Annotated in this window: 21 protein-coding genes and 1 pseudogene; 13 read left to right on the top strand and 9 right to left on the bottom strand. The window is 69.2% G+C overall.

The window, feature by feature from the left end:
• Positions 1-128 precede the first annotated feature (128 nt).
• Positions 129-1,289, bottom strand: coding sequence for a serine hydrolase domain-containing protein (locus tag ACYVO6_RS05370; protein ID WP_461057776.1), 1,161 nt, complete (start codon positions 1,287-1,289; stop codon positions 129-131).
• Positions 1,290-1,413: 124 nt separating this feature from the next.
• Here ACYVO6_RS05370 and ACYVO6_RS05365 point away from each other — a divergent pair, with 124 nt between their 5' ends.
• Positions 1,414-1,872 (top strand): helix-turn-helix domain-containing protein, encoded by a 459-nt coding sequence (locus tag ACYVO6_RS05365; protein WP_461057774.1) that lies wholly within the window; start codon positions 1,414-1,416, stop codon positions 1,870-1,872.
• 215 nt (positions 1,873-2,087) lie between these two features.
• Here the strand turns inward: ACYVO6_RS05365 and ACYVO6_RS05360 are convergent, their stop codons facing one another.
• Both ACYVO6_RS05360 and ACYVO6_RS05355 read right to left on the bottom strand, forming a co-directional pair.
• Positions 2,088-2,525, bottom strand: a complete 438-nt coding sequence (locus ACYVO6_RS05360; RefSeq protein ID WP_461057772.1) for a hypothetical protein — start codon at positions 2,523-2,525, stop codon at positions 2,088-2,090.
• 6 nt (positions 2,526-2,531) lie between these two features.
• Positions 2,532-2,939, bottom strand: a complete 408-nt coding sequence (locus ACYVO6_RS05355; protein WP_461057770.1) for an MBL fold metallo-hydrolase — start codon at positions 2,937-2,939, stop codon at positions 2,532-2,534.
• 1,133 nt (positions 2,940-4,072) lie between these two features.
• Here ACYVO6_RS05355 and ACYVO6_RS05350 point away from each other — a divergent pair.
• Positions 4,073-4,234 (top strand): hypothetical protein, encoded by a 162-nt coding sequence (locus tag ACYVO6_RS05350; protein ID WP_461057768.1) that lies wholly within the window; start codon positions 4,073-4,075, stop codon positions 4,232-4,234.
• Positions 4,235-4,364: 130 nt separating this feature from the next.
• On the opposite strand, the gene ACYVO6_RS05345 is transcribed toward ACYVO6_RS05350, so the two are convergent.
• A complete protein-coding gene (locus ACYVO6_RS05345; protein WP_461057766.1) occupies positions 4,365-5,129 on the bottom strand; it encodes a hypothetical protein in 765 nt (254 codons plus the stop codon).
• Between the two features lie 204 nt (positions 5,130-5,333).
• Between ACYVO6_RS05345 and ACYVO6_RS05340 the strand changes: the two genes are divergently transcribed.
• The 8 genes from ACYVO6_RS05340 to ACYVO6_RS05305 all read left to right on the top strand — a co-directional run bounded on the left by ACYVO6_RS05340 (position 5,334) and on the right by ACYVO6_RS05305 (position 9,970).
• Positions 5,334-5,765: an Asp23/Gls24 family envelope stress response protein gene (locus tag ACYVO6_RS05340; RefSeq protein ID WP_461057764.1), complete on the top strand. Its 432-nt coding sequence runs from the start codon at positions 5,334-5,336 to the stop codon at positions 5,763-5,765.
• 38 nt (positions 5,766-5,803) lie between these two features.
• Positions 5,804-6,031: a hypothetical protein gene (locus tag ACYVO6_RS05335; RefSeq protein WP_461057762.1), complete on the top strand. Its 228-nt coding sequence runs from the start codon at positions 5,804-5,806 to the stop codon at positions 6,029-6,031.
• Positions 6,028-6,474 (top strand): Asp23/Gls24 family envelope stress response protein, encoded by a 447-nt coding sequence (locus ACYVO6_RS05330; RefSeq protein WP_461057760.1) that lies wholly within the window; start codon positions 6,028-6,030, stop codon positions 6,472-6,474. Before ACYVO6_RS05335 ends, ACYVO6_RS05330 begins: the two co-directional genes overlap by 4 nt.
• Positions 6,471-7,154, top strand: a complete 684-nt coding sequence (locus tag ACYVO6_RS05325; protein WP_461057758.1) for a DUF6286 domain-containing protein — start codon at positions 6,471-6,473, stop codon at positions 7,152-7,154. The genes ACYVO6_RS05330 and ACYVO6_RS05325 overlap by 4 nt, the downstream gene beginning before the upstream one ends.
• A gap of 10 nt (positions 7,155-7,164) precedes the next feature.
• Entirely contained in the window at positions 7,165-7,758 is a 594-nt protein-coding gene (gene amaP / locus ACYVO6_RS05320; RefSeq protein WP_461057756.1) for an alkaline shock response membrane anchor protein AmaP, read from the top strand.
• A gap of 71 nt (positions 7,759-7,829) precedes the next feature.
• Complete coding sequence (locus tag ACYVO6_RS05315; RefSeq protein WP_461057754.1) at positions 7,830-8,048, top strand: hypothetical protein; 219 nt, start codon at positions 7,830-7,832, stop codon at positions 8,046-8,048.
• A 341-nt stretch (positions 8,049-8,389) separates the two neighbouring features.
• A complete protein-coding gene (locus ACYVO6_RS05310; protein WP_461057752.1) occupies positions 8,390-8,977 on the top strand; it encodes a hypothetical protein in 588 nt (195 codons plus the stop codon).
• Between the two features lie 6 nt (positions 8,978-8,983).
• Positions 8,984-9,970, top strand: coding sequence for an SRPBCC family protein (locus ACYVO6_RS05305; protein ID WP_461057750.1), 987 nt, complete (start codon positions 8,984-8,986; stop codon positions 9,968-9,970).
• A gap of 67 nt (positions 9,971-10,037) precedes the next feature.
• Here the strand turns inward: ACYVO6_RS05305 and ACYVO6_RS05300 are convergent.
• The 5 genes and pseudogenes from ACYVO6_RS05300 to ACYVO6_RS05280 form a co-directional block, all read right to left on the bottom strand.
• Positions 10,038-10,447, bottom strand: a pseudogene (locus ACYVO6_RS05300) (relaxase/mobilization nuclease domain-containing protein); the annotation flags it as partial.
• Between the two features lie 8 nt (positions 10,448-10,455).
• Complete coding sequence (locus tag ACYVO6_RS05295; RefSeq protein WP_461057748.1) at positions 10,456-11,457, bottom strand: phosphotransferase family protein; 1,002 nt, start codon at positions 11,455-11,457, stop codon at positions 10,456-10,458.
• Between the two features lie 105 nt (positions 11,458-11,562).
• Complete coding sequence (locus ACYVO6_RS05290) at positions 11,563-12,360, bottom strand: sugar phosphate isomerase/epimerase family protein (RefSeq protein WP_461057746.1); 798 nt, start codon at positions 12,358-12,360, stop codon at positions 11,563-11,565.
• Between the two features lie 41 nt (positions 12,361-12,401).
• Positions 12,402-13,553 carry a dihydrodipicolinate synthase family protein gene (locus tag ACYVO6_RS05285; RefSeq protein ID WP_461057744.1) on the bottom strand — a complete coding sequence of 384 codons (1,152 nt, stop codon included), beginning with the start codon at positions 13,551-13,553 and terminating at the stop codon, positions 12,402-12,404.
• Entirely contained in the window at positions 13,550-14,701 is a 1,152-nt protein-coding gene (locus tag ACYVO6_RS05280; protein ID WP_461057742.1) for a Gfo/Idh/MocA family protein, read from the bottom strand. Before ACYVO6_RS05280 ends, ACYVO6_RS05285 begins: the two co-directional genes overlap by 4 nt.
• Positions 14,702-14,898: 197 nt before the next feature.
• Between ACYVO6_RS05280 and ACYVO6_RS05275 the strand changes: the two genes are divergently transcribed.
• From ACYVO6_RS05275 to ACYVO6_RS05265, 3 genes are all read left to right on the top strand, one after another.
• Complete coding sequence (locus tag ACYVO6_RS05275) at positions 14,899-15,948, top strand: LacI family DNA-binding transcriptional regulator (RefSeq protein ID WP_461057740.1); 1,050 nt, start codon at positions 14,899-14,901, stop codon at positions 15,946-15,948.
• 522 nt (positions 15,949-16,470) lie between these two features.
• Complete coding sequence (locus tag ACYVO6_RS05270; RefSeq protein ID WP_461057738.1) at positions 16,471-17,403, top strand: bifunctional helix-turn-helix transcriptional regulator/GNAT family N-acetyltransferase; 933 nt, start codon at positions 16,471-16,473, stop codon at positions 17,401-17,403.
• Between the two features lie 40 nt (positions 17,404-17,443).
• A complete protein-coding gene (locus ACYVO6_RS05265; RefSeq protein WP_461057736.1) occupies positions 17,444-18,244 on the top strand; it encodes a sugar phosphate isomerase/epimerase family protein in 801 nt (266 codons plus the stop codon).
• Positions 18,245-18,305 lie beyond the last annotated feature (61 nt).

Raw genomic sequence — 18,305 nt, 5'->3', positions numbered from 1 at the left:
CCCCCATCAGAACCCCCGCGGATCCCCCCAGATCCCCCCTCCAGAAGTCCTGATGCCAAATACGACCCACGGGGTGCGGGGAGGGTTGCACTGTGTCTTGAGAATTTTTTGCGGCTCCGGGCGAGCCCTCAGCGACCCTCGGCGCGCACGCGGTCGGCGATGCCCAGGGTCAGCTGCTCCGCCTGGTCCTCGAGGTTCCACTTGCCGTCCTGGTAGGCGTGGTTGCTCACCCAGTAGACCAGGACGCCGTCGCGCAGGGACCTTGTCAGGACCGCCAGCGACCACCCGTTGCCGCCGTCGTGCCAGGCGACCCGGCCGTCGGCGGTCTCGCGGACAGCCCAGCCGTATCCGTACGAGCCGTCGGACCCGGGAACCCGCACTCGGGGCGCGAACAGCTTCTGCCTGGCCCGCGCGGGCAGAATCTCGTCGCCCGAGAGGGCACGGTGCCAGCGGAACATGTCCTGTGCGGTGGAGAGCATGCCGCCGTTGCCGCGCAGGTTCCAGTACGGTCCGTCGGCGGCCCAGGGGTGGTCGAAGGGCCTGCCCTTGCTCCGCCCCTCGCTGTCGTACTCCACCGCGACCAGGTGCCGCGGCCACCGGGGCAGCACGTATCCGGTCCGGTCCATCCCGGCCGGAGCGAACAGGTGCCGGGCCAGGAACGGCTCGTAGCCCTCCCCGGACGCCTCTTCTACGATCACGGCGAGCAGACTGTATCCGGTGTTGGAGTAGTGGAACTCCTCCCCCGGAGCCGACTGCGGCTTCGATGCGAGAGCCCGCCGCACCAACTTGTCGCGTGAGACGGGGTCGTAGTCGTCGCCGAGCCCCTCGACCAGGCCCGACGTGTGTGTGAGCAGCTGCTCGACCGTGATCTCACGCTTGTCCTCGGGCACCGGCCCGAGGAACCGGCTGATCCGGTCGCTCACCCGCAGCCGACCCATCACCTCCAGCTTCAGGATCGCGGCCGCGGTGAACTGCTTCGTGATCGACATGACGTCGTACACGGTCCCGCAGCTCGCGGGGGTACCGGCGGCTCGGTCCGCCGCCCCGAATCCTCCGCAGTACGCGAGTTCGTCGCCGCGCGCGGCGATCACGGTGCCGCCGGGCCCGGCAGGGAGGGTGCGACGGAGGAAGTCGGCAACCGACTCCCCGTCGCGCGCCTTCGGGGCTGCCGCGGCGGATCCGGTGGCCGGCCGCCGGGCGGCGGGCTCTTCGGCGCACGCGCCGACCATCAGCAGTGCCGCCAGGGCGGTGACGGCGGCGCCGGTACGACGGCAGCGAGGCAGACTCATATGACCTCCAACATCGGGAATCCGCACCGAGGTTGACCGTCACTGTCGCCGTTCCTCAAGCTGTCAGGGTGTTCGAGCTTGTGCGAGCCCGTGTACGTCCAGCTCACCAGGGGGGACCACCATCATGACCACCGCACCGCCCACCCCGCCGGACACTGACGCGGCCGCCTTCGTGGCGGCGCTACGACGCCTCAAGGCGTGGTCGGGCCTGAGCTACCGCCAGCTGGAACGCCACGCGGCGGACGCGGGCCGCTGTCTGCCGTACTCCACGGCGGCGACCATGCTCGGCAGGGAACGGCTTCCCCGCGAGGAACTGGTCGCCGCGTTCGTCGCGGCGTGCGGAGTGGGCAAGGACGAGACGGAGGCGTGGGTGGACGCGCGCACCACGATCGCCTGCGGGCATGTGGAAGCCCCACCCGCGTGCAACAGCGGGACCAAGCGGTCGTGGCGGTCGCGGTGGGCGTTCGCCGGTGCGGCGGCGCTCGCCACGGCACTCCTCGGCGGGGCGGTGGCATCCGGTGCCTTCACTGACGAACAGGAGGTACAGGAGACGCGGGAGACGCAGACGTCTCTCGGCCTGTAGCTCGCTTGCGCAGGTGTCGACCGCCCACCAGCCGCCCACCAGCGACAGTGTGCCGTTCGGTCTGATGGCCCAGCGACGCTGCGCCACGGTGTGTCGCGCGATGGAGGGTCCATAGGGGCCGACGGAGGCTCCGATGAACGATCACCCGAACATCGCTGTGTTCCAGCGCGCCATGGCCGCCTTCGCGGCTTGACCGGGAGACGCGGGAACACCCGTCACGTGGCCGACGGCCGTGGCTGTTCCGGCGGGACCGACCCCTCGGCGACCGCCATCCACTGGTCGAGGTCGGCCTGTGTGAACTCCGGCCACGCCGGAATCTCGGGAAGCCGGCGGAGAAGGTCGAATGCCTCCACTGTCTGCGGCCCGCGAAGCACCGGCGTGTGGCAGCCGGCGATGACCTCGGCGTCCAACCGCTGGAAGTCGTCCACCACCGCCCGGAACTTCTGGCCGTCGAGCAACGCGACCCAGGGCGAGACCAGGCGCCCGCCGAAGAACTGGCCGTCGCGAAATTCATCGGCGGACAGGTCGGCGATTTCAGGGATGGGAGTGGGCACGTTCGTCGCGAAGGTGTCCACCGCCCACAGGACATTGGTCTTCGGGTCGAAGAGGGCGCGGGTTGTGGGGTTGTCGTACAACGGCGGCCGCTTGGCCACCAGCGTTCAGTCACCCACATCCACCGTATCGCCGTCGATCATGAAGCGGCACCGGTTGATGGGCGTCTCCCACTCCTCGGCCATGCGCCCGATCGAGAACCACGTCGTCAGCAGTGTCGCGTTCGGGCATTCAGCGAGGACCGCCAAGAGGTTGCCGGCGTGGTCACGGTCGTCGTGGGTGAGGAAGATCCACCGCACGTCCAACGGATCCACCACGGACCACGCGGCCTCCAGCCACTGGGACCGCACCGCTGGTGCCCCGGTGTCCACGAGCACCGGTTCGGCTCCCCGGATCACCATCGAATTCATCGGGAAGTGGCCGACCGGCGGGGCTTCCAGGGCCCACGGGATGACGAACGTCTCCTCGGCGATCCGGTACGGCTGCAGAAGATTGAAAGTTTCCATGGTCGTCATCGCTGCTCTCCCCAGAACGGGGTCCGGCCACAGCGCCCGTGATTCCAGTCCAGCCCCACGGCAGGCCCTCGTCAAACGCAGACAAGCGCGACAAAGTTCGGTGGTGGCACTGTCGGCGTCGTCGCCGAGGTGCCGCCCGGCGGATGGCGGAGCGGATCTGTGCGACGGGGTCGGAAGGGCTCAGTTCGTGCCGCAGGTTCAACAGGTAACCGGCGGGGTGGCCGCGGCGAGGACCTGCCTTCGCTGGTCGAGTGGGATCGATTGCCTGCCGGGTGGTGTGTCTGACTGTGCCGCGTGGCGTTGTTCTGCCTGATCAGGGCCTCGTGGCATGGGGGCAAGGATCAGCGTGTGACGGCTCGTCTCACGCCGTCCGCTCACGCATCGCTCAGGCGCTTCTACAGACGCGCCGGCTCACCGCCGTAGCGTTGCCTCAGGCTGAATCCCGCACGATCGAGCCAGGAACACGGTCGTCTCAGTTTCCGTCTCATTCAGACGGGTTCACTGCGGTTAAGACCGAGGCCCCAGCTGTCGACATCTGCAGTGGCACGGCTATGACCGGAGGTGAACGCCGACGGCAGCAGCGCTCGCCCCCACCAACAGACTTGGAAAGCGTGTTGGGGGGCGAGGTGGGAGCGCAGCGCACACGGCAGGGCGGCGAGAAGAGCCAGTGCCGCGCTGGCGGTGCCCACAATGCGAGTGCTATCAGGGCAAGCCGTGATGTTTCTGGTCATGATGGTGAAACTCTCTCCGAAGGAGGCCAGATGGCTCGGCGCCGCCTCGGGAGCCGCCGAGACCGGGCCGCAGGTAGGGATGCGCTTCCGCCACTGCGGGATGCGCATCGCGCGACCGCGGAGCAAGGAAGACGTCTGCTTCGTCTGCCAGCTTCGTCTGCCAGCGGCAACGCAGGCCCTTTGTCTGAATGCGGGTTCCCTGCCAGGCAGGTCTCACGCCGTGACAGGACAGGCAGGGCTTCTGGAGCGGTCCGCGCGCTCTCATGGCAGAACCGAGGCCGGCCGGTGAATGGGCCGGACCCCAGCAGGCGGGCACCGCCGGGGGCGGTAAAATGGCTGATTTATCCGGAAATGTTTGCGATAGGGGGCCAGAGGGAGTCGGAGGGGGGACAGGAGGCGACCGTGACCGTCCTCGCGATGTTTCTTCTCATCATCGGGACAATCTTGATCCTGCTTGGGACGGTCCTGGTCGCCGTCGGGGTAATCGTGATCCTCATGGGGATTGCCCTGATCGCCATTGCGGCCTTCCTGCTGATCCGGAGAGTGCTGAGGCGCCGACAGTAGAAATGGCAAGGCCTAGGCGGGTGTCTGTGCGTTCGGCCAGGCGGTGGCCGCAGTGTGGTCTGCGCCGAGGGCAGGCCGGAGAAAAGGGACCGGATCAGGCCCAACGTGTCGAGCTGCCGTTGACGCCTGGCTAGGCCGCGGTTTCTGTGATGAGGACGGCGGCGGTGACCGGGTCCGGGGTGTCAGTGGTGGCTGCGTCGGCTACGGCGTCCCGGACGGCGCGGGCGACTTCCAGTGGATGGTGTCCGGGGGCGACCGCGAGCTGAACCTCGATGTGGCGACCGGGTGGATCGTCATGGTCCACCACCTTGACCGGGCGGCTTCCCAGCACGGCGGCGAGGCGGGCGACGCCCGGAACATCCGTCGCGATGTCCGCCAGTTCCCCGACGGGCCCCCTCATGGATCCTGTTCCGGTCACCGGGGGCGAGCTTCGCGCGGCTGCGGCTTCCGGCGCGCGCCTCATGGCTCTCGCTGTGGTCCGCGACTTCACGCCTGTCTCCGGGCCCTCATGGAGATCCGTGACGCGCAGATCAGCTGTCACGGTGGCCAGGCCGAGCCGTTCAGCGGCCGCGTTGAGCAGTGCGCTCCTCAACTGGTCGGTGGTCTCAGGCAGCGGCTGCCCGAGGGATGCTGTGAAGGCGGCTTCGATCCTGAGCGGGCCAGGCGGTAGCGCGCTGGCCGGCGGACGGACGGCCGGCTCGGACACGGGCTCGAGCGGTGCCGACCCGATGCGCAGAGACCCCAGTCGAACACCGGGAATCTCAGCGGCAGCGCGCCCGAGGGCCCGGACGGCCGCTTGCTCGGTGATCCATATCCCGTCGTCGGGCCCGCCGAGCGGGAGCAGCCGGCCCAGGTCGAGCTGGTGCCGTACTGCCTGCGTCCACGCCTCGGTCACCGGCCTCTCACCTCTTTCTTCCATGGCCGCGGTTCTCTTCCCGCCGCACTGCGCCCGGAGTGTTCCGTGAGGGCTCCGGGCAGGGACGCTCGGGCCACTCGTTGGACCACCCCGCCTCACAGTCCGCATATCGGGCAAAACTGCTAACACGAATATAATATGAACAAAGGCTACAAAATGGGCTCTTGAGGGAGAAATGACCTGATGACTGAGAACACCGGCGTAAGGCATGGCGGTGCGCCCGGTTCTCGCGGCCGGACGACCATCGCCGATGTGGTGGTGGAGAAGATCGCCGGAATGGCGGCACGGGACGTGCTCGGCGTCCATGCCCTGGGCAGTGGATTCGCGCGCTCGATGGGAGCCGTGCGGGAGCGGATGCCTGGCGCCGGTAGTGACAGGTCCGTCACGCGCGGGGTCAGTGTCGAGGTCGGAGAGCTGCAGGCGGCCATCGATCTGGAGATCGTCGTCGACTACGGCGTCTCGATCACGGACGTGGCCGGTGCGGTGCGGGAGAACGTGATCTCCGCAGTGGAGCGGATGGCGGGTCGGGAAGTCGTGGAAGTCAACATCATGGTCAGCGACGTGAAGCTGCCCGACGAGGAGGAGGAAGGGGAAGAGCGGCAGCGGATCCAGTAGCCGGGGCGGAGCAGCCCGCTTGAGTGAAGGAGCGCGTGATGAGCAGGGCCGTGGTGGGCTTGATAGCTGGAATGGCGCTGGGTTTCGCCGCGTATTTCGGTGACTTCTGGGCTTTCCTGCTGGTGCTGGGGCTGGGCGTCGTCGGTCTCGTGGTCGGGCGGTTCATGGAAGGTGATCTCGAACCGGGCGACTTCGTCCGCCGCCGAGACCGGCAGGAGCGGATCCGCGATGACCGGCGACGGGCTCGGGGAGACTGGCTGCGGTGACCGGTGAAGCCGATCGGCGTCCGGGCATCCCCCGCGGGGAGCGGGGTGCGATCACCGTCGCCGACCGGGTCGTTGCGAAGATCGCTTCCCAGGTGGCGCGCGAGGCGCTGAGCCGGTTCACCGAGTCGGCCGACCGCGTACCACCCGGCCGCCGAACGCCACGCGTGACCACAGCCGTGCGGCGGGCACCGGAGCGGAATACCGCAGGACGAGACGCCGAGTCTGCCGCCAGACGGCAGGCGGTGCTCGGCGAGGTACGGATGCTCATCACCGTCGAGCTCGGCTATCCGTCCGACATCGGGGCGCAGGGCGCCGCGGTGCGCCGGGAGGTCACCGAACGGCTCAGGACATGGGCCGGCATGGACGTGTCCGACCTCGCGGTGTCGGTCGAGAGACTGCACTCGGTGCATTCGCGGCACACGGACCAGGAGAGGGTGAGATGAGCGCGAACACCTGGCGGCAGCCGACCGGTGACAGCGACCTTCCCTCCGATTCCGGACAGGCAGCTCCGTCCGCCGATGGCACCCCGGGGGCGGGCGCGACGGCGGGGATCGATGAATCAGGCCGGTCGGCGCGCCGTTTCTGGTCGGCGCGGCGGATTCCCGCGGCCTTGGTGGCCCTGCTGTCCGCCGCGGCCGTTGGATTGCTCCTGTACGACGTGGCCTCGGTGCGGGCAGGCCGGTCTGCGATGCGCTGGCGGCGGCGGCTCGCTGAGGAACTGGCCACACGGCCCCTGGATGACATCTGGATGATCGTCGGGGCCGCATTGGCGATGGCCCTCGGCCTGGGGCTTTTCCTGCTGGCGGTGACGCCGGGACTGCGCAGGCTGCTGCCCATGCGGCAGCCCACCGGTATCCCCGGGACAGAGGGGGTCCGCGCCGGGCTCGATCGCCGCGCGGCCGCCCTGGCTCTGCGCGACCGGGCCATGCAGGTGCCCGGTGTCCAGTCGGCACGGGTCGCTGTCGGCCGCCGGAAGGTCAAAGCCCGGGCACGGGCACATTTCCGCGATCTCGAGGAGGTCCGCGCGGACCTGGACGCCACGCTGGGGGAAGCCGTGACGTCCTTGGGTCTCGCCCGGCAACCCACGCTGACCGTGCACGTCCGGCGCCCGAAGAAGGGCTGAGGTGACCCTGATGCTCAAGACAGTGAACCGGGTGCTGCTGGGGCTTCTCGGCCTTGGACTGTTCGCCCTGGGCGGCGGCGTGCTGCTGGGCGGGCTGGATCTGCAGCGCCGCTGGGGTTTCGGCATGCCGGGCTGGTGGCCCTTCCGTGGGCCGGACGATGTGGTGCTGGGCACCGAGGGACGCACTCGGTGGCGGGAAGAAGGCTGGTGGTGGCCGACCGTCATCGCGGTGCTCGCCGTGCTGCTGGCCCTGCTGCTGTGGTGGCTCCTCGCACAGCGCAGACACCGCCTGGGCCGGGTCCTCGTCGACAGCGAAGACGGCGCGGCGGCCCGACTCAACGGCCGCACGCTGGAGGACGTGATCGAGGAAGAGGCGCAGGCCCTGGACGGGGTCTCGCGGGCTCATGTACGGCTGACGGGCCGACGTACTGCTCCCACCGCACGCGTGCGGCTGTTGCTGGAGCCTCACGCGGATCCAGCGCGGACCCTGGGGCGACTGAGCCGGGAAACGCTCGCACACGCACGAGACTCGGCCGGCCTGGACCGCCTCCCGTCGAAGGTCCGACTCCGGGAAGCCCGCCACCGCGCCCAACGGACCGCCTAAGATCCCCTGGGCCGAAGCCCCCATGGGGGTACGGGCTGCGAGGCGTCCCGGATTCCTGGAACCCGAACGTCTTGGCATGCAGAGGATCGGACAAGCCGCACGTTGCCTGGCGCACCGTCATGGTCCTCTTCCTGACCCTGCTCATCGCCGGAATCGCTCTGGTCGCCATCGGCGCGGCCGTCGACGGCATGCTCTACCTGATGTCCGTCGGCGTACTACTCCTCATCGCCGATCTGCTCTACCTGGCGGCCCGCTCCATGTGGCGCTCGCCTCGGCGCCCGGCCCGCTGAAAAAGCCCGGCCACGGCGGCGCTGCTGGTACTGGCTCGCCGGCCAGGTGGAACCGCGCCAGGTGTGGCGGCAGGCCCGACCTGCCGTGGAGGGGCCTGTCCGCCAGCCCGGCGATCCACGCGACGTGAGGGCCCCTGTGGATCTGTATACGACAAATGCGTCTAATGCTGGATAATTGGATGTAAGTATGCCTCCTGTGGGCAGGGGCCGGGAGGTGGCAGGACGAGATTCGGGACGCCTCGGGAAGACCTCGCACACACGTGGCCAGAGTCTGAAACGATCCGACGCGAGTGCGGGGTCTCCGGCAGTGCATCGATTCGATGCAGGAGGAGACAGAGATCATGAAGAACGGCCAGGTAGCACTATCCATCGCCAGCGCCTACTTCCTCGGACGCTCGCACAAGACGCGGTGGGCGCTGGCACTTGCCGGCATGGCGGCGGGCAGTCGCCTCCGTCCTGGCGGCGAGGTGGGGACGAAACTCCTGAAGTCCCCCGAGATCAACAAACTCACGCAGACTTTGCGCGACGAGTTGCTGTCGGCGGGCAAGACTGCCGCCGTGGCTGCGGCCGGCAGTCGCATCGATTCATTGAGCGACCGGATGCAACGACGAGCCTCGTCGCTTCGCGCCGGACTGGAGGCGGAGGAGCCCCGCGACGAGGAAGAAGAGAAAGAGGAGCCGGGCGAGGAAGAAGAGAAGGAAGAGCCGGCCGAGGAGGCCAAGCAGCGGGAGTGGGGGCGCTCTGCGCGGACCCGGGCCCCCAGCGGCAATGGCCGTACGAGGACGCCGGCCACTCGTCCCGCTGCGGACAAGAAGAAGACCAGCGGGAGCAACAGTAAGAGCACGAGCCGCAAGACCGCCAGTAGTCGCAGGACCGCGAGTTCCGGGTCGTCCGGTAGTGGCGGGTCCGCACAGCGAGGCCGAGGGTGATGACGTATGGCTGAACGAACGGACGATCAGACTTCGGGCGGCCTGGGCACGTTGACCAAAGAACTGCCTACCGACCGATTGCTGGAAGAAGCGCAGAACCTCCTCGCCGCCCTCGGAGAGCGAGCAGTCGCCAATATGACGGACAAGGTCCAGGATCTGGCTCACGGCGGGGGACTGGGTGGCGGTCTCAAATCCAAATTGGCGCTCGCGGGGGGCAAGCACTTCCTGAAGTCCGCCGTTGGCGGCGCCATTTCCCATGCGAAGGACAAGATCAAGGAGACGCTGTCCGGCGGTGACAAGAAAAAGAAGCTCAAGGTCGTCAACATCGTTGAACAGATCGATGTGGGCCTTCCCGTCTCCGACGCCTACAACCAGTGGACGCAGCTCGAGGACTTCCCCAGCTTCATGAAGAAGGTGGAGGACGTCGAGCAGGAATCCGAGACGGTAACGAACTGGAAGGCGCAGATCTTCCTCTCTCACCGCAAGTGGAAGGCGACCGTCATCAAGCAGGTGCCGGACGAACTGATCGTCTGGGAGTCGAAGGGTGACAAGGGCCATGTCGACGGGGCGGTGACCTTCCATGAGGTCGAGCCGCACCTCACCAGGATCCTGCTGGTTCTGCAGTACCACCCGCAGGGCATGTTCGAGCAGACCGGGAACGTCTGGCGTGCCCAGGGCCGCAGGGCACGGCTCGAACTGAAGCACTTCCGCCGGCACGCCATGAGCCAGGTACTTCTGCACCCCGAGGAGGTCGATGGGTGGCGGGGCGAGGTGCGCGACGGCGAGGTGGTGCGCAGCGATGAGGAAGTGCGCGGCGAGGAGGCCGCGGACGAGGAGGAGCAGGGCGAAGAGCAGGCCGAGGACGAATTCGAAGAGGAAGAGGAAGAGGAAGAAGAGCCCGAGGCGGAGGAAGAGGAGGAAGAAGAGCCCGAGGCGAAGGAAGAGGAACCGGTTAGCCATCGGCGCCGGCAGTCCTCAGCGAAGGCCAGGTGAGCGCGATAACTCGCGCTGGCGTGGCGGCTAGTACCTCGGCTTGGGAATCAGTGGTGATACCACCCCCCGTCATCTGCTGGCCGGTGCGGTGGGCTTTCTCCTGCTCGGCGCGGGTGGGCCGCTGAGCGGCGGTGCGGTACCGCAGACGTCTTGCTGGAGTCCGTATTCCTTCTCTATGGCGACGAGTTCCTTGTCGGCGGTTAGGTAGTCGTTCCAGTGGCGGGCCAGTCGCAGATCGCCTCGGACCTTGGTGGCGGCGATGTGGATGTGGTCACCGGCGTGGCGCACGGCGACCCACCGACAGCCATCCGGGTCATCGTCGGGCGCGATGCCGGTGGCGGCCACGACGCGGCGGGCGACGCTGGCCCACTCCTCGTCTCTGACGATGCGGTCCCGGGGTGCGGCGCGTACAGAGCAGTGCCACACGTGCTTGTCGGGAGTGCGGCGGTCCTTGTTCCGGGCCTGGTTGACGCGCAGGACCGTCCCTACTGGGGGTCCACTCCGTAACGGTCGAACATGGCCTGGACGTAACCCTCCAGCCGACTGGTCAGCAGGGGTGGGGTCAGATCGGTGCGGCCCAGTTCACGCCAGGGGGCGGCGACCTTCTCGGCGTCCGGAGCGAAGGCCAGCGTGTCCAGCAGCCGCCAGTAGAGGTGGTCGGCGGGGTCTTCGGACAGCGTCCCTCCCGCGGCGACGTAGCGGTCGGCGAAGCGAATGCCCGCAGGCACGCCGTGGAGCAGCGCCAGGGCCGTGGAGCAGTGGGCCACGTCCAGGTCGGCCGGTCCCCAGGAGGTCTCCACCCAGTCGACTACGCCGCTGATCCGCAGACCCTCGCCGCTGCCGTTGCCCGTGAAGAGGACGTTGCCGGGATGGAAGTCCCTGTGCAGAAAGCAGGCCCGGTACTCCGGCGGCTCGCGGCGGATGACGTCAACGGCCCGTTGCCACAGCTCAGGCCGCTCGGTGTCCCCGGGCGGGTGCACACGCTCGGGAGATGTCCACGCCTGATAGGCCCGGGGCCGTTCCTCCGCGGTCACCGGCAGCCTGTGGATACGCAGCAACTGACGGGCCAGCAGCTCGGAACGCCGGTCCGCCCCCTCATCACCGAGGCACACGGCCCCCGGCAGCAGGGACATCAGCAAGGAGGGGTGATCGCAGAACTGCGCCGTCGCATCGACGGCCACCAGCGTGGCCGCGGGCACGTCCGTATCGCCGAGCAGACGCAGAACGCCCGCCTCGCGGCTCAGCAGCCCCTCCGCGTGCCGCACGAAGAAGGGCTTGACGAAGGACCGCAGAACCAGCGAACGCCGACCGCCCGGCCCGTAAACGTCCAAGCGCCGCATCTCCGAAGTCCACCCGCCACGCAACGGCACCACACCATCGATGCGCTCTACCGCCGACAGCTCCTTCTCCACCCAGGCCCGCGTCGCACCCCAGCCCCGGCCGTCAGGCTCCGCACCGATGCGATCGACCCCCTCGCCCGCAACCATGCAGGCAGGTTATCCACCGCAAGGAGCAGCCATCGGCAGTGGACGTCACGTGGGGCGCCCCTTCCCTCGTAGGGCGCCCCACGCGCGTCAGTCCACGCACACCCCTTACGTGGCGTGCTCCACGAACCGCGCCGCCGTCTCCGCCAGCACCTCGCGGCCGTCCCGTGCCCACAACCCGTCGTTGAAGAGCTCGACCTCGATGGGGCCGGTGTAGCCCGCCGCCTCGACGTACCCCTTCCACTCCCGCATGTCGATCGCGCCGTCGCCGATCTGGCCGCGGCCGGTGAGGACGCCCTCGGGGAGCGGGGTGGTCCAGTCGGCCAGTTGGAAGGTGTGGATGCGGCCTCCGGCTCCTGCGCGGGCGATCTGCGCGGGGGCCTGGTCGTCCCACCAGATGTGGTACGTGTCGACCGTTACGCCCACCTGTTCCGCGGGGAAGCGTTCCGCGAGGTCCAGGGCCTGGGTGAGGGTGGAGACGACGCAGCGGTCCGAGGCGAACATCGGGTGCAGCGGCTCGATGGCCAACCGCACTCCCCGCTCGGCCGCGTACGGGCCCAGCTCGGCCAGTGCGTCCGCGATGCGTTCCCGCGCGCCGTGCAGGTCCTTCGAGCCCGCCGGGAGGCCGCCCGAGACCAGGACCAGGGTGCCCGTGCCGAGGGTGGCCGCCTCGTCGATGGCAGCCCTGTTGTCGTCCAGCGCCTTCGCCCGCTCGTCCGGGTCGATCGCCGTGAAGAAGCCGCCCCGGCACAACGTCGTCACGGCGAGACCCGCCTCGCCGATCAGCTTGGCGGTCGCCTCCACGCCGTACGACTGGACCGGCTCGCGCCACAGGCCGACGCCCGGGACGCCCAACTCCAGGCAGGCGTCGACCAGTTCGGGCAGCGACAGCTGCTTGACCGTCATCTGGTTGATGGAAAAACGCGACAGGGCAGGCACCGATTCGCTCACTGTTCCACTCCGTACAGCGACAGCAGGTTCTTCATCCGCGCAGCAGCCAGCGCCGGGTCCGGGAACAGCCCAAGCCCGTCGGCCAGTTCGTACGCGCGGGCGAAGTGCGGGAGTGAGCGGGCCGACTGGAGGCCGCCGACCATCGTGAAGTGCGACTGGTGGCCCGCGAGCCAGGCCAGGAAGACCACGCCCGTCTTGTAGAAGCGGGTCGGGGTCTGGAAGAGGTGGCGGGACAACTCGACCGTGGGATCGAGGAGTTCGCGGAAGCTCTTCACGTCGCCCGTGTCGAGGACCCGGACGGCTTCTGCCGCCAGTGGGCCCAGCGGGTCGAAGATGCCGAGGAGGGCGTGGCTGAAGCCGTGGTCGTCGCCCGCGATGAGTTCGGGGTAGTTGAAGTCGTCGCCCGTGTAGCAGCGGACTCCCTTCGGCAGGCGGCGGCGCAGGTCGATCTCCCGCTGGGCGTCCAGGAGGGAGACCTTGATGCCGTCGACCTTGTCGGGGTGCGCGGCGATGACCTCCAGGAAGGTGTCGGTCGCGGCGTCCAGGTCGGACGAACCCCAGTAGCCCTCCAGGGCCGGGTCGAACATCGGGCCCAGCCAGTGCAGGATCACGGGTTCGGAGGCCTGGCGAAGGAGATGCCCGTACACCTCCAAGTAGTCCTCGGGACCGGACGCCACCGCCGCCAGCGCCCGCGACGCCATGAGGATCGCCTGCGCGCCCGTCCCCTCCACGAGCGCGAGCTGCTCCTCGTACGCGGCCCGGACCTCCGCCAAGGAGCCCGCGGCCATCTGGTCCGTGCCCACCCCGCACGCGATCAGCCCGCCGACGGCCTTCGCCTCGGCGGCCGAGCGGCGGATCAGCTCCGCCGCACCCGCCCAGTCCAGGCCCATCCCCCGCTGAGCCGTGTCCATCGCCTCCGCTACGCCGAGCCCGTGCGACCACAGGTGGCGGCGGAAGGCGAGGGTGGCGTCCCAGTCGACGGCTGCGGGCGAGTCGGGGGACACGTCGGCGTACGGGTCGGCCACGACGTGCGCGGCGGAGAAGACCGTACGGGAGCTGAACGGGGCGCCCGTGGTGAGGGCGAGCGGTTCCGTGCGCGGCGTGTAGGACCTCAACACCCCATTCGCACCGGGCAGTTGGATCGTCACAGCGAGATCTCCGGTACGTCGAAACGGCGGCCCTCGGCCGAGGACTTCAGGCCCAGTTCGGCGAGCTGGACGCCGCGGGCGCCGGCCAGGAGGTCCCAGTGGTACGGCGCGTCGGCGTACACGTGCTTGAGGAACAGCTCCCACTGCGCCTTGAAACCGTTGTCGAACTCGACGTTGTCGGGGACCTCCTGCCACTGGTCGCGGAAGACCTCGGTGGCGGGAATGTCCGGGTTCCAGACCGGCTTCGGGGTCGAACTGCGGTGCTGGGCACGGCAGTTGCGCAGGCCGGCGACCGCCGAGCCCTCGGTTCCGTCGACCTGGAACTCCACCAGCTCGTCACGGTTGACGCGTACGGTCCAGGAGGAGTTGATCTGGGCGATGGCGCCGTTCTCCAGCTCGAAGATGCCGTACGCGGCGTCGTCGGCCGTCGCGGCGTACGGCTTGCCCTGCTCGTCCCAGCGCTGCGGGATGTGGGTCGCGGTCAGCGCCTGTACGGACTTGACGCGGCCGAACAGCTCGTGGAGTACGTACTCCCAGTGCGGGAACATGTCGACGACGATGCCGCCGCCGTCCTCGGAGCGGTAGTTCCAGGACGGGCGCTGGGCGGACTGCCAGTCGCCCTCGAAGACCCAGTAGCCGAACTCGCCGCGGATGGACAGGATCCGTCCGAAGAAGCCGCCGTCGATGAGGCGCTTGAGCTTGAGCAGGCCGGGGAGGAAAAGCTTGTCCTGGACCACGCCGTGCTTGATGCCCTTGGCATTGGCCAGCCGGGCGAGCTCCAGGGCGCCGTCGAGGCCGGTCGCGGTCGGCTTCTCGGTGTAGATGTGCTTGCCGGCCTCGATGGCCTTCTTGATCGCGTCCTCGCGGGCGGAGGTGACCTGCGCGTCGAAGTAGATGTCGACGGCCGGGTCCTCGAGTACGGCGTCGAGGCTGGTGGACCAGTGCTCGATGCCGTGCTGGTCCGCGAGCGCCTTCAGCGCGTACTCACGGCGGCCGACGAGCACCGGCTCGGGCCACAGCACGGTGCCGTCGCCCATATCGAGGCCGCCCTGTTCGCGCAGGGCGAGGATGGAGCGGACGAGATGCTGGCGGTAGCCCATGCGTCCCGTCACGCCGTTCATCGCGATGCGCACCGTCTTGCGTGTCACGTCATTCCCTTCGTACGCGTCCTGCGCCGCGTACGCCCCACAGGTGAACAGGTGAGCGTTACAGCAAGCGCTTTCTATGTGATGAGAAGCTAGCCTCTGTGCAGCGGATCGGACAAGACCGTGCGGTGGTGAGATATGCGAGACATGCGGTCGTGTGCGGGATGTACATACGTAGAGGCCTGACCGGAGGACGATAGATGACCGTGACCCTGGCGGACGTGGCGGCTCGCGCGCAGGTCTCGCCCGCCACCGTGTCCCGTGTGCTGAACGGCAACTACCCCGTGGCGGCAACGACGCGGGAGCGGGTACTGCGGGCCGTGGACGAGCTGGACTACGTACTGAACGGCCCGGCGAGCGCGCTGGCCGCCGCCACCTCCGACCTGGTCGGGATCCTGGTCAACGACATCGCCGACCCCTTCTTCGGGATCATGGCGGCGGCGATCCAGTCCGAGATCGGCGGGCCGGGCGGGCGCGCGGGCGGGGAGCGGCTGGGCGTCGTCTGCAACACGGGCGGCTCCCCGGAGCGCGAACTCACCTATCTCACGCTCCTTCAGCGCCAACGCGCCGCCGCGGTCGTACTGACCGGTGGCGCCGTCGAGAACACCGCGCACGCGACGGCCGTCGCGACGAAGCTGCGCAAGCTGGCGGACGCGGGGACCCGGGTGGTGCTGTGCGGGCGTCCGCCCGCACCGGCCGACACCGACGCGGTGGCGCTCACGTTCGACAACCGCGGCGGCGGCCGGGAGCTCACCGAGCACCTGATCGAACTCGGCCATCGCCGCATGGGCTACATCGCGGGCCCCGAGGAGCGGACCACGACCCGCCACCGCCTCGAAGGCCACCGGGCCGCGCTCGCCGCGCACGGCATACCCGACAACCCCGCGTGGACCGTCCACGGCCGCTACGACCGCGGGGCGGGTTACGAGGTGACCCTCGAACTCCTGCGCCGCGAGTCGTCGTTGACGGCCATCGTCGCGGCGAACGACACCGTCGCGCTCGGCGCGTGTGCCGCTCTGCGCGACTCGGGGCTCCGTATCCCCGAGGACGTCTCGGTCGTCGGGTTCGACGACCTGCCGTTCAGCGTCGATGCGGTGCCCGCACTGACGACGGTGCGGCTGCCGCTGTCGGAGGCGGGGGCCCTGGCCGGGCGGATCGCTATGGGGCGGGAGGAGGCGCCGGAGGGGGGGATTGTGACGGTGCGGGGGGAGTTGATGGTGCGAGGGTCCACTGGGGTGCCCAAGGGTTGATGCGGTTCGCAACTGCGGGTGCGGGTTGGTGGGTGGCTGGTCGCGCCGTTCCCCGCGCCCCTTTGGGTCCGGTGGGTGGGGCGGGGCCGTGGGCCGGTGCGTCAGCCCGTCGCAGGGTGGGCGTACGGCCCTTTGCTGGTACAGGGTCCTGGTTCTCCGAGACCGAACCTACGCGACGGGCATACGACGCACCGGCCCACGGCCCCTCCCGCCGGTGGGAGAGTGCGGGCACGTGGTGGCTGGCGGTTCCGGGAGCGCCCCTTCAGGGGCGCGGGGCTGTATCGATGTGCGGCTCCGCCGCGATGGGGGTCCCCCCGCTCGAGCGAAGCCGAGAGTGGGGGAGCGACCCGCCACGACGGACCCGCAGTCGCCCATGAACCGAACCCACTCTCCCGGTAGGCGACCCCGCCCAACCGCCGGAGGCCAGCGCGGCTGAGCCCGGCCCATGGACGGGGAGCCGGACTCGCCCTAACCTCGGAGTGGCGATATCTCTGACTGAGTCAACCATCTCGAGGTCGGCCCATGACCATCCAGGACATCCGCTCGTTCAACCGCTTCTACACGAACGTCATCGGCGCGCTGGACTACAGCCGCCAGTTGTACGCCCCGTACACGCTGACCGAGGCTCGGGTGCTGTACGAACTCGCGCACTCACCCCGTACGGACGCCGCCGATCTGCGTGGTGAACTGTCGTTGGACGCCGGGTACTTGAGCCGCATCCTGGCGAAGTTCGAGCAGGACGGGCTGATCGAGCGCGCGCCGTCCGAGACGGACACCCGGCGCCGTCGCATCACGCTCACCGCGCGCGGGCGCGAGGCGGCCGATCTGCTGGACGAGCGTTCGCGGGAAGCGGTCGGTTCGCTGCTGGCCACCGTTCCGGCGGACGACCGGCCCCGCCTGACCGAGGCGATGCGCACGATCCGGGACGTGCTGTCCGACGGCCGGCCGCCGCGCCGCGAGGACGTCGTCCTGCGCGACCCCGGACCCGGCGACCTCGGTTGGATCGTTGAGCGCAATGCCGCGCTGTATGCCGCCGAGCATGGGTGGAACGCGGACTACGAGGGCTTGGTCGCCCGTATCGTCGCGGACTTCGCGGAGGATCACGACCCGCATCTGGAGCGGGTGTGGATCGCGGAGCTGGACGGTCGCGCGGTGGGCTGCGTGATGTGCGTACGGGACGAGGCGCCGGGAGCCGCACGTCTGCGGCTCCTCCTCGTCGAACCGGACGCGCGCGGCCTTGGTATCGGCGATCAACTCGTGCGCGCCTGCATCGAGTTCGCGCGGGGCGTCGGCTATCGCGAAATGGTCCTGTGGACGAATGACGTACTGACGGCGGCCCGCAAGATCTACCAGCGCCACGGCTTCGTCCTCCTCGCCGAGAAACCGCACCGCTCCTTCGGAGTGGACCTGGTCGGCCAGGACTGGCGCCTGGACCTGCACGGCACACAGGACTGACTCTGCCCAGCATGCGGGGGCGACAGGTAGGGTCCGCAGCATGAAGCTGGCCTTCTCCACTCTCGGCGTTCCCGGACTCCCCATCTCCGACGTGGTGCGGCTCGCGGCCACGCACGGCTACCACGGTGTCGAGCTGCGCGCGCACCCCGAGGAGCCGGTCCATCCCGGCATAGACCTGAGCCGGCGGGCCGACGTGGCCGCCGAGTTCAAGGGGGCGGGCGTCGAGATCCTGGGCCTTGCGGGGTACGCGCGCGTGGCCGCACCGGGCGACGACGAACCCGTACTCCAGGAGATCCGCGAACTCCTGGAGCTGGCCCGCGACCTGGGCGCCCCCTTCATCCGCGTCTTCCCCGGCGGCGGCACCGACCAGAGCCCCAGGGAGGCGGACGCGACGGCCGCGCGGCGTCTGGGCACGGCCGCGGAGTACGCCGCCGACCTGGGCGTACGCATCCTCCTGGAGACCCACGACTCGCACCGCACCGGCGCGGACGCCATCCGTGTCCTCGGCCTCGTCGGCCACCCCCGCGTCGGCGCCCTCTGGGACGTCATGCACACCTGGCTCGGCGGTGAACAGCCCTCGTCGACGTATGCGGCTCTCTCCCCCTACCTCGGCTATGTCCAGGTCAAGGACATCGCCTCGGCCGACGACACCACCCCGCTGCCGCTCGGCTCGGGCGTCCTCCCCCTCACCGAGTGCGTGGAACTCCTCTCCCGCGAGGGCTGGGACGGTTGGCTGTGCTGGGAGTACGAGAAGCGCTGGTACGAGACCGCCGCCCCGCTTGAGGAGTTGCTGAGGCCCGGCCGGGAGCATCTGGCGCGGTTGCTCAACGAGTCGGCGTAAAAGCGCTGACCGAAAAAATACGGGTGGCCCACGGTGCGTATACGCGGACGTATACTCATGC

Source organism: Streptomyces pseudoechinosporeus (assembly GCF_054783935.1).
Note: the sequence above shows the minus strand (reverse complement) of the source record. Positions and strands in the feature narration are given on the sequence as shown.

Bases quoted from the DNA above. Each gene is read 5' to 3' on its own strand.
- ACYVO6_RS05370 (WP_461057776.1), bottom strand. From the start codon at position 1,289: ATGAGTCTGCCTCGCTGCCGTCGTACCGGCGCCGCCGTCACCGCCCTG.
- ACYVO6_RS05365 (WP_461057774.1), top strand. From the start codon at position 1,414: ATGACCACCGCACCGCCCACCCCGCCGGACACTGACGCGGCCGCCTTC.
- ACYVO6_RS05355 (WP_461057770.1), bottom strand. From the start codon at position 2,939: ATGACGACCATGGAAACTTTCAATCTTCTGCAGCCGTACCGGATCGCC.
- ACYVO6_RS05340 (WP_461057764.1), top strand. From the start codon at position 5,334: ATGACTGAGAACACCGGCGTAAGGCATGGCGGTGCGCCCGGTTCTCGC.
- ACYVO6_RS05335 (WP_461057762.1), top strand. From the start codon at position 5,804: ATGAGCAGGGCCGTGGTGGGCTTGATAGCTGGAATGGCGCTGGGTTTC.
- ACYVO6_RS05325 (WP_461057758.1), top strand. From the start codon at position 6,471: ATGAGCGCGAACACCTGGCGGCAGCCGACCGGTGACAGCGACCTTCCC.
- amaP (WP_461057756.1), top strand. From the start codon at position 7,165: ATGCTCAAGACAGTGAACCGGGTGCTGCTGGGGCTTCTCGGCCTTGGA.
- ACYVO6_RS05310 (WP_461057752.1), top strand. From the start codon at position 8,390: ATGAAGAACGGCCAGGTAGCACTATCCATCGCCAGCGCCTACTTCCTC.
- ACYVO6_RS05305 (WP_461057750.1), top strand. From the start codon at position 8,984: ATGGCTGAACGAACGGACGATCAGACTTCGGGCGGCCTGGGCACGTTG.
- ACYVO6_RS05295 (WP_461057748.1), bottom strand. From the start codon at position 11,457: ATGGTTGCGGGCGAGGGGGTCGATCGCATCGGTGCGGAGCCTGACGGC.
- ACYVO6_RS05290 (WP_461057746.1), bottom strand. From the start codon at position 12,360: ATGACGGTCAAGCAGCTGTCGCTGCCCGAACTGGTCGACGCCTGCCTG.
- ACYVO6_RS05275 (WP_461057740.1), top strand. From the start codon at position 14,899: ATGACCGTGACCCTGGCGGACGTGGCGGCTCGCGCGCAGGTCTCGCCC.
- ACYVO6_RS05270 (WP_461057738.1), top strand. From the start codon at position 16,471: ATGACCATCCAGGACATCCGCTCGTTCAACCGCTTCTACACGAACGTC.
- ACYVO6_RS05265 (WP_461057736.1), top strand. From the start codon at position 17,444: ATGAAGCTGGCCTTCTCCACTCTCGGCGTTCCCGGACTCCCCATCTCC.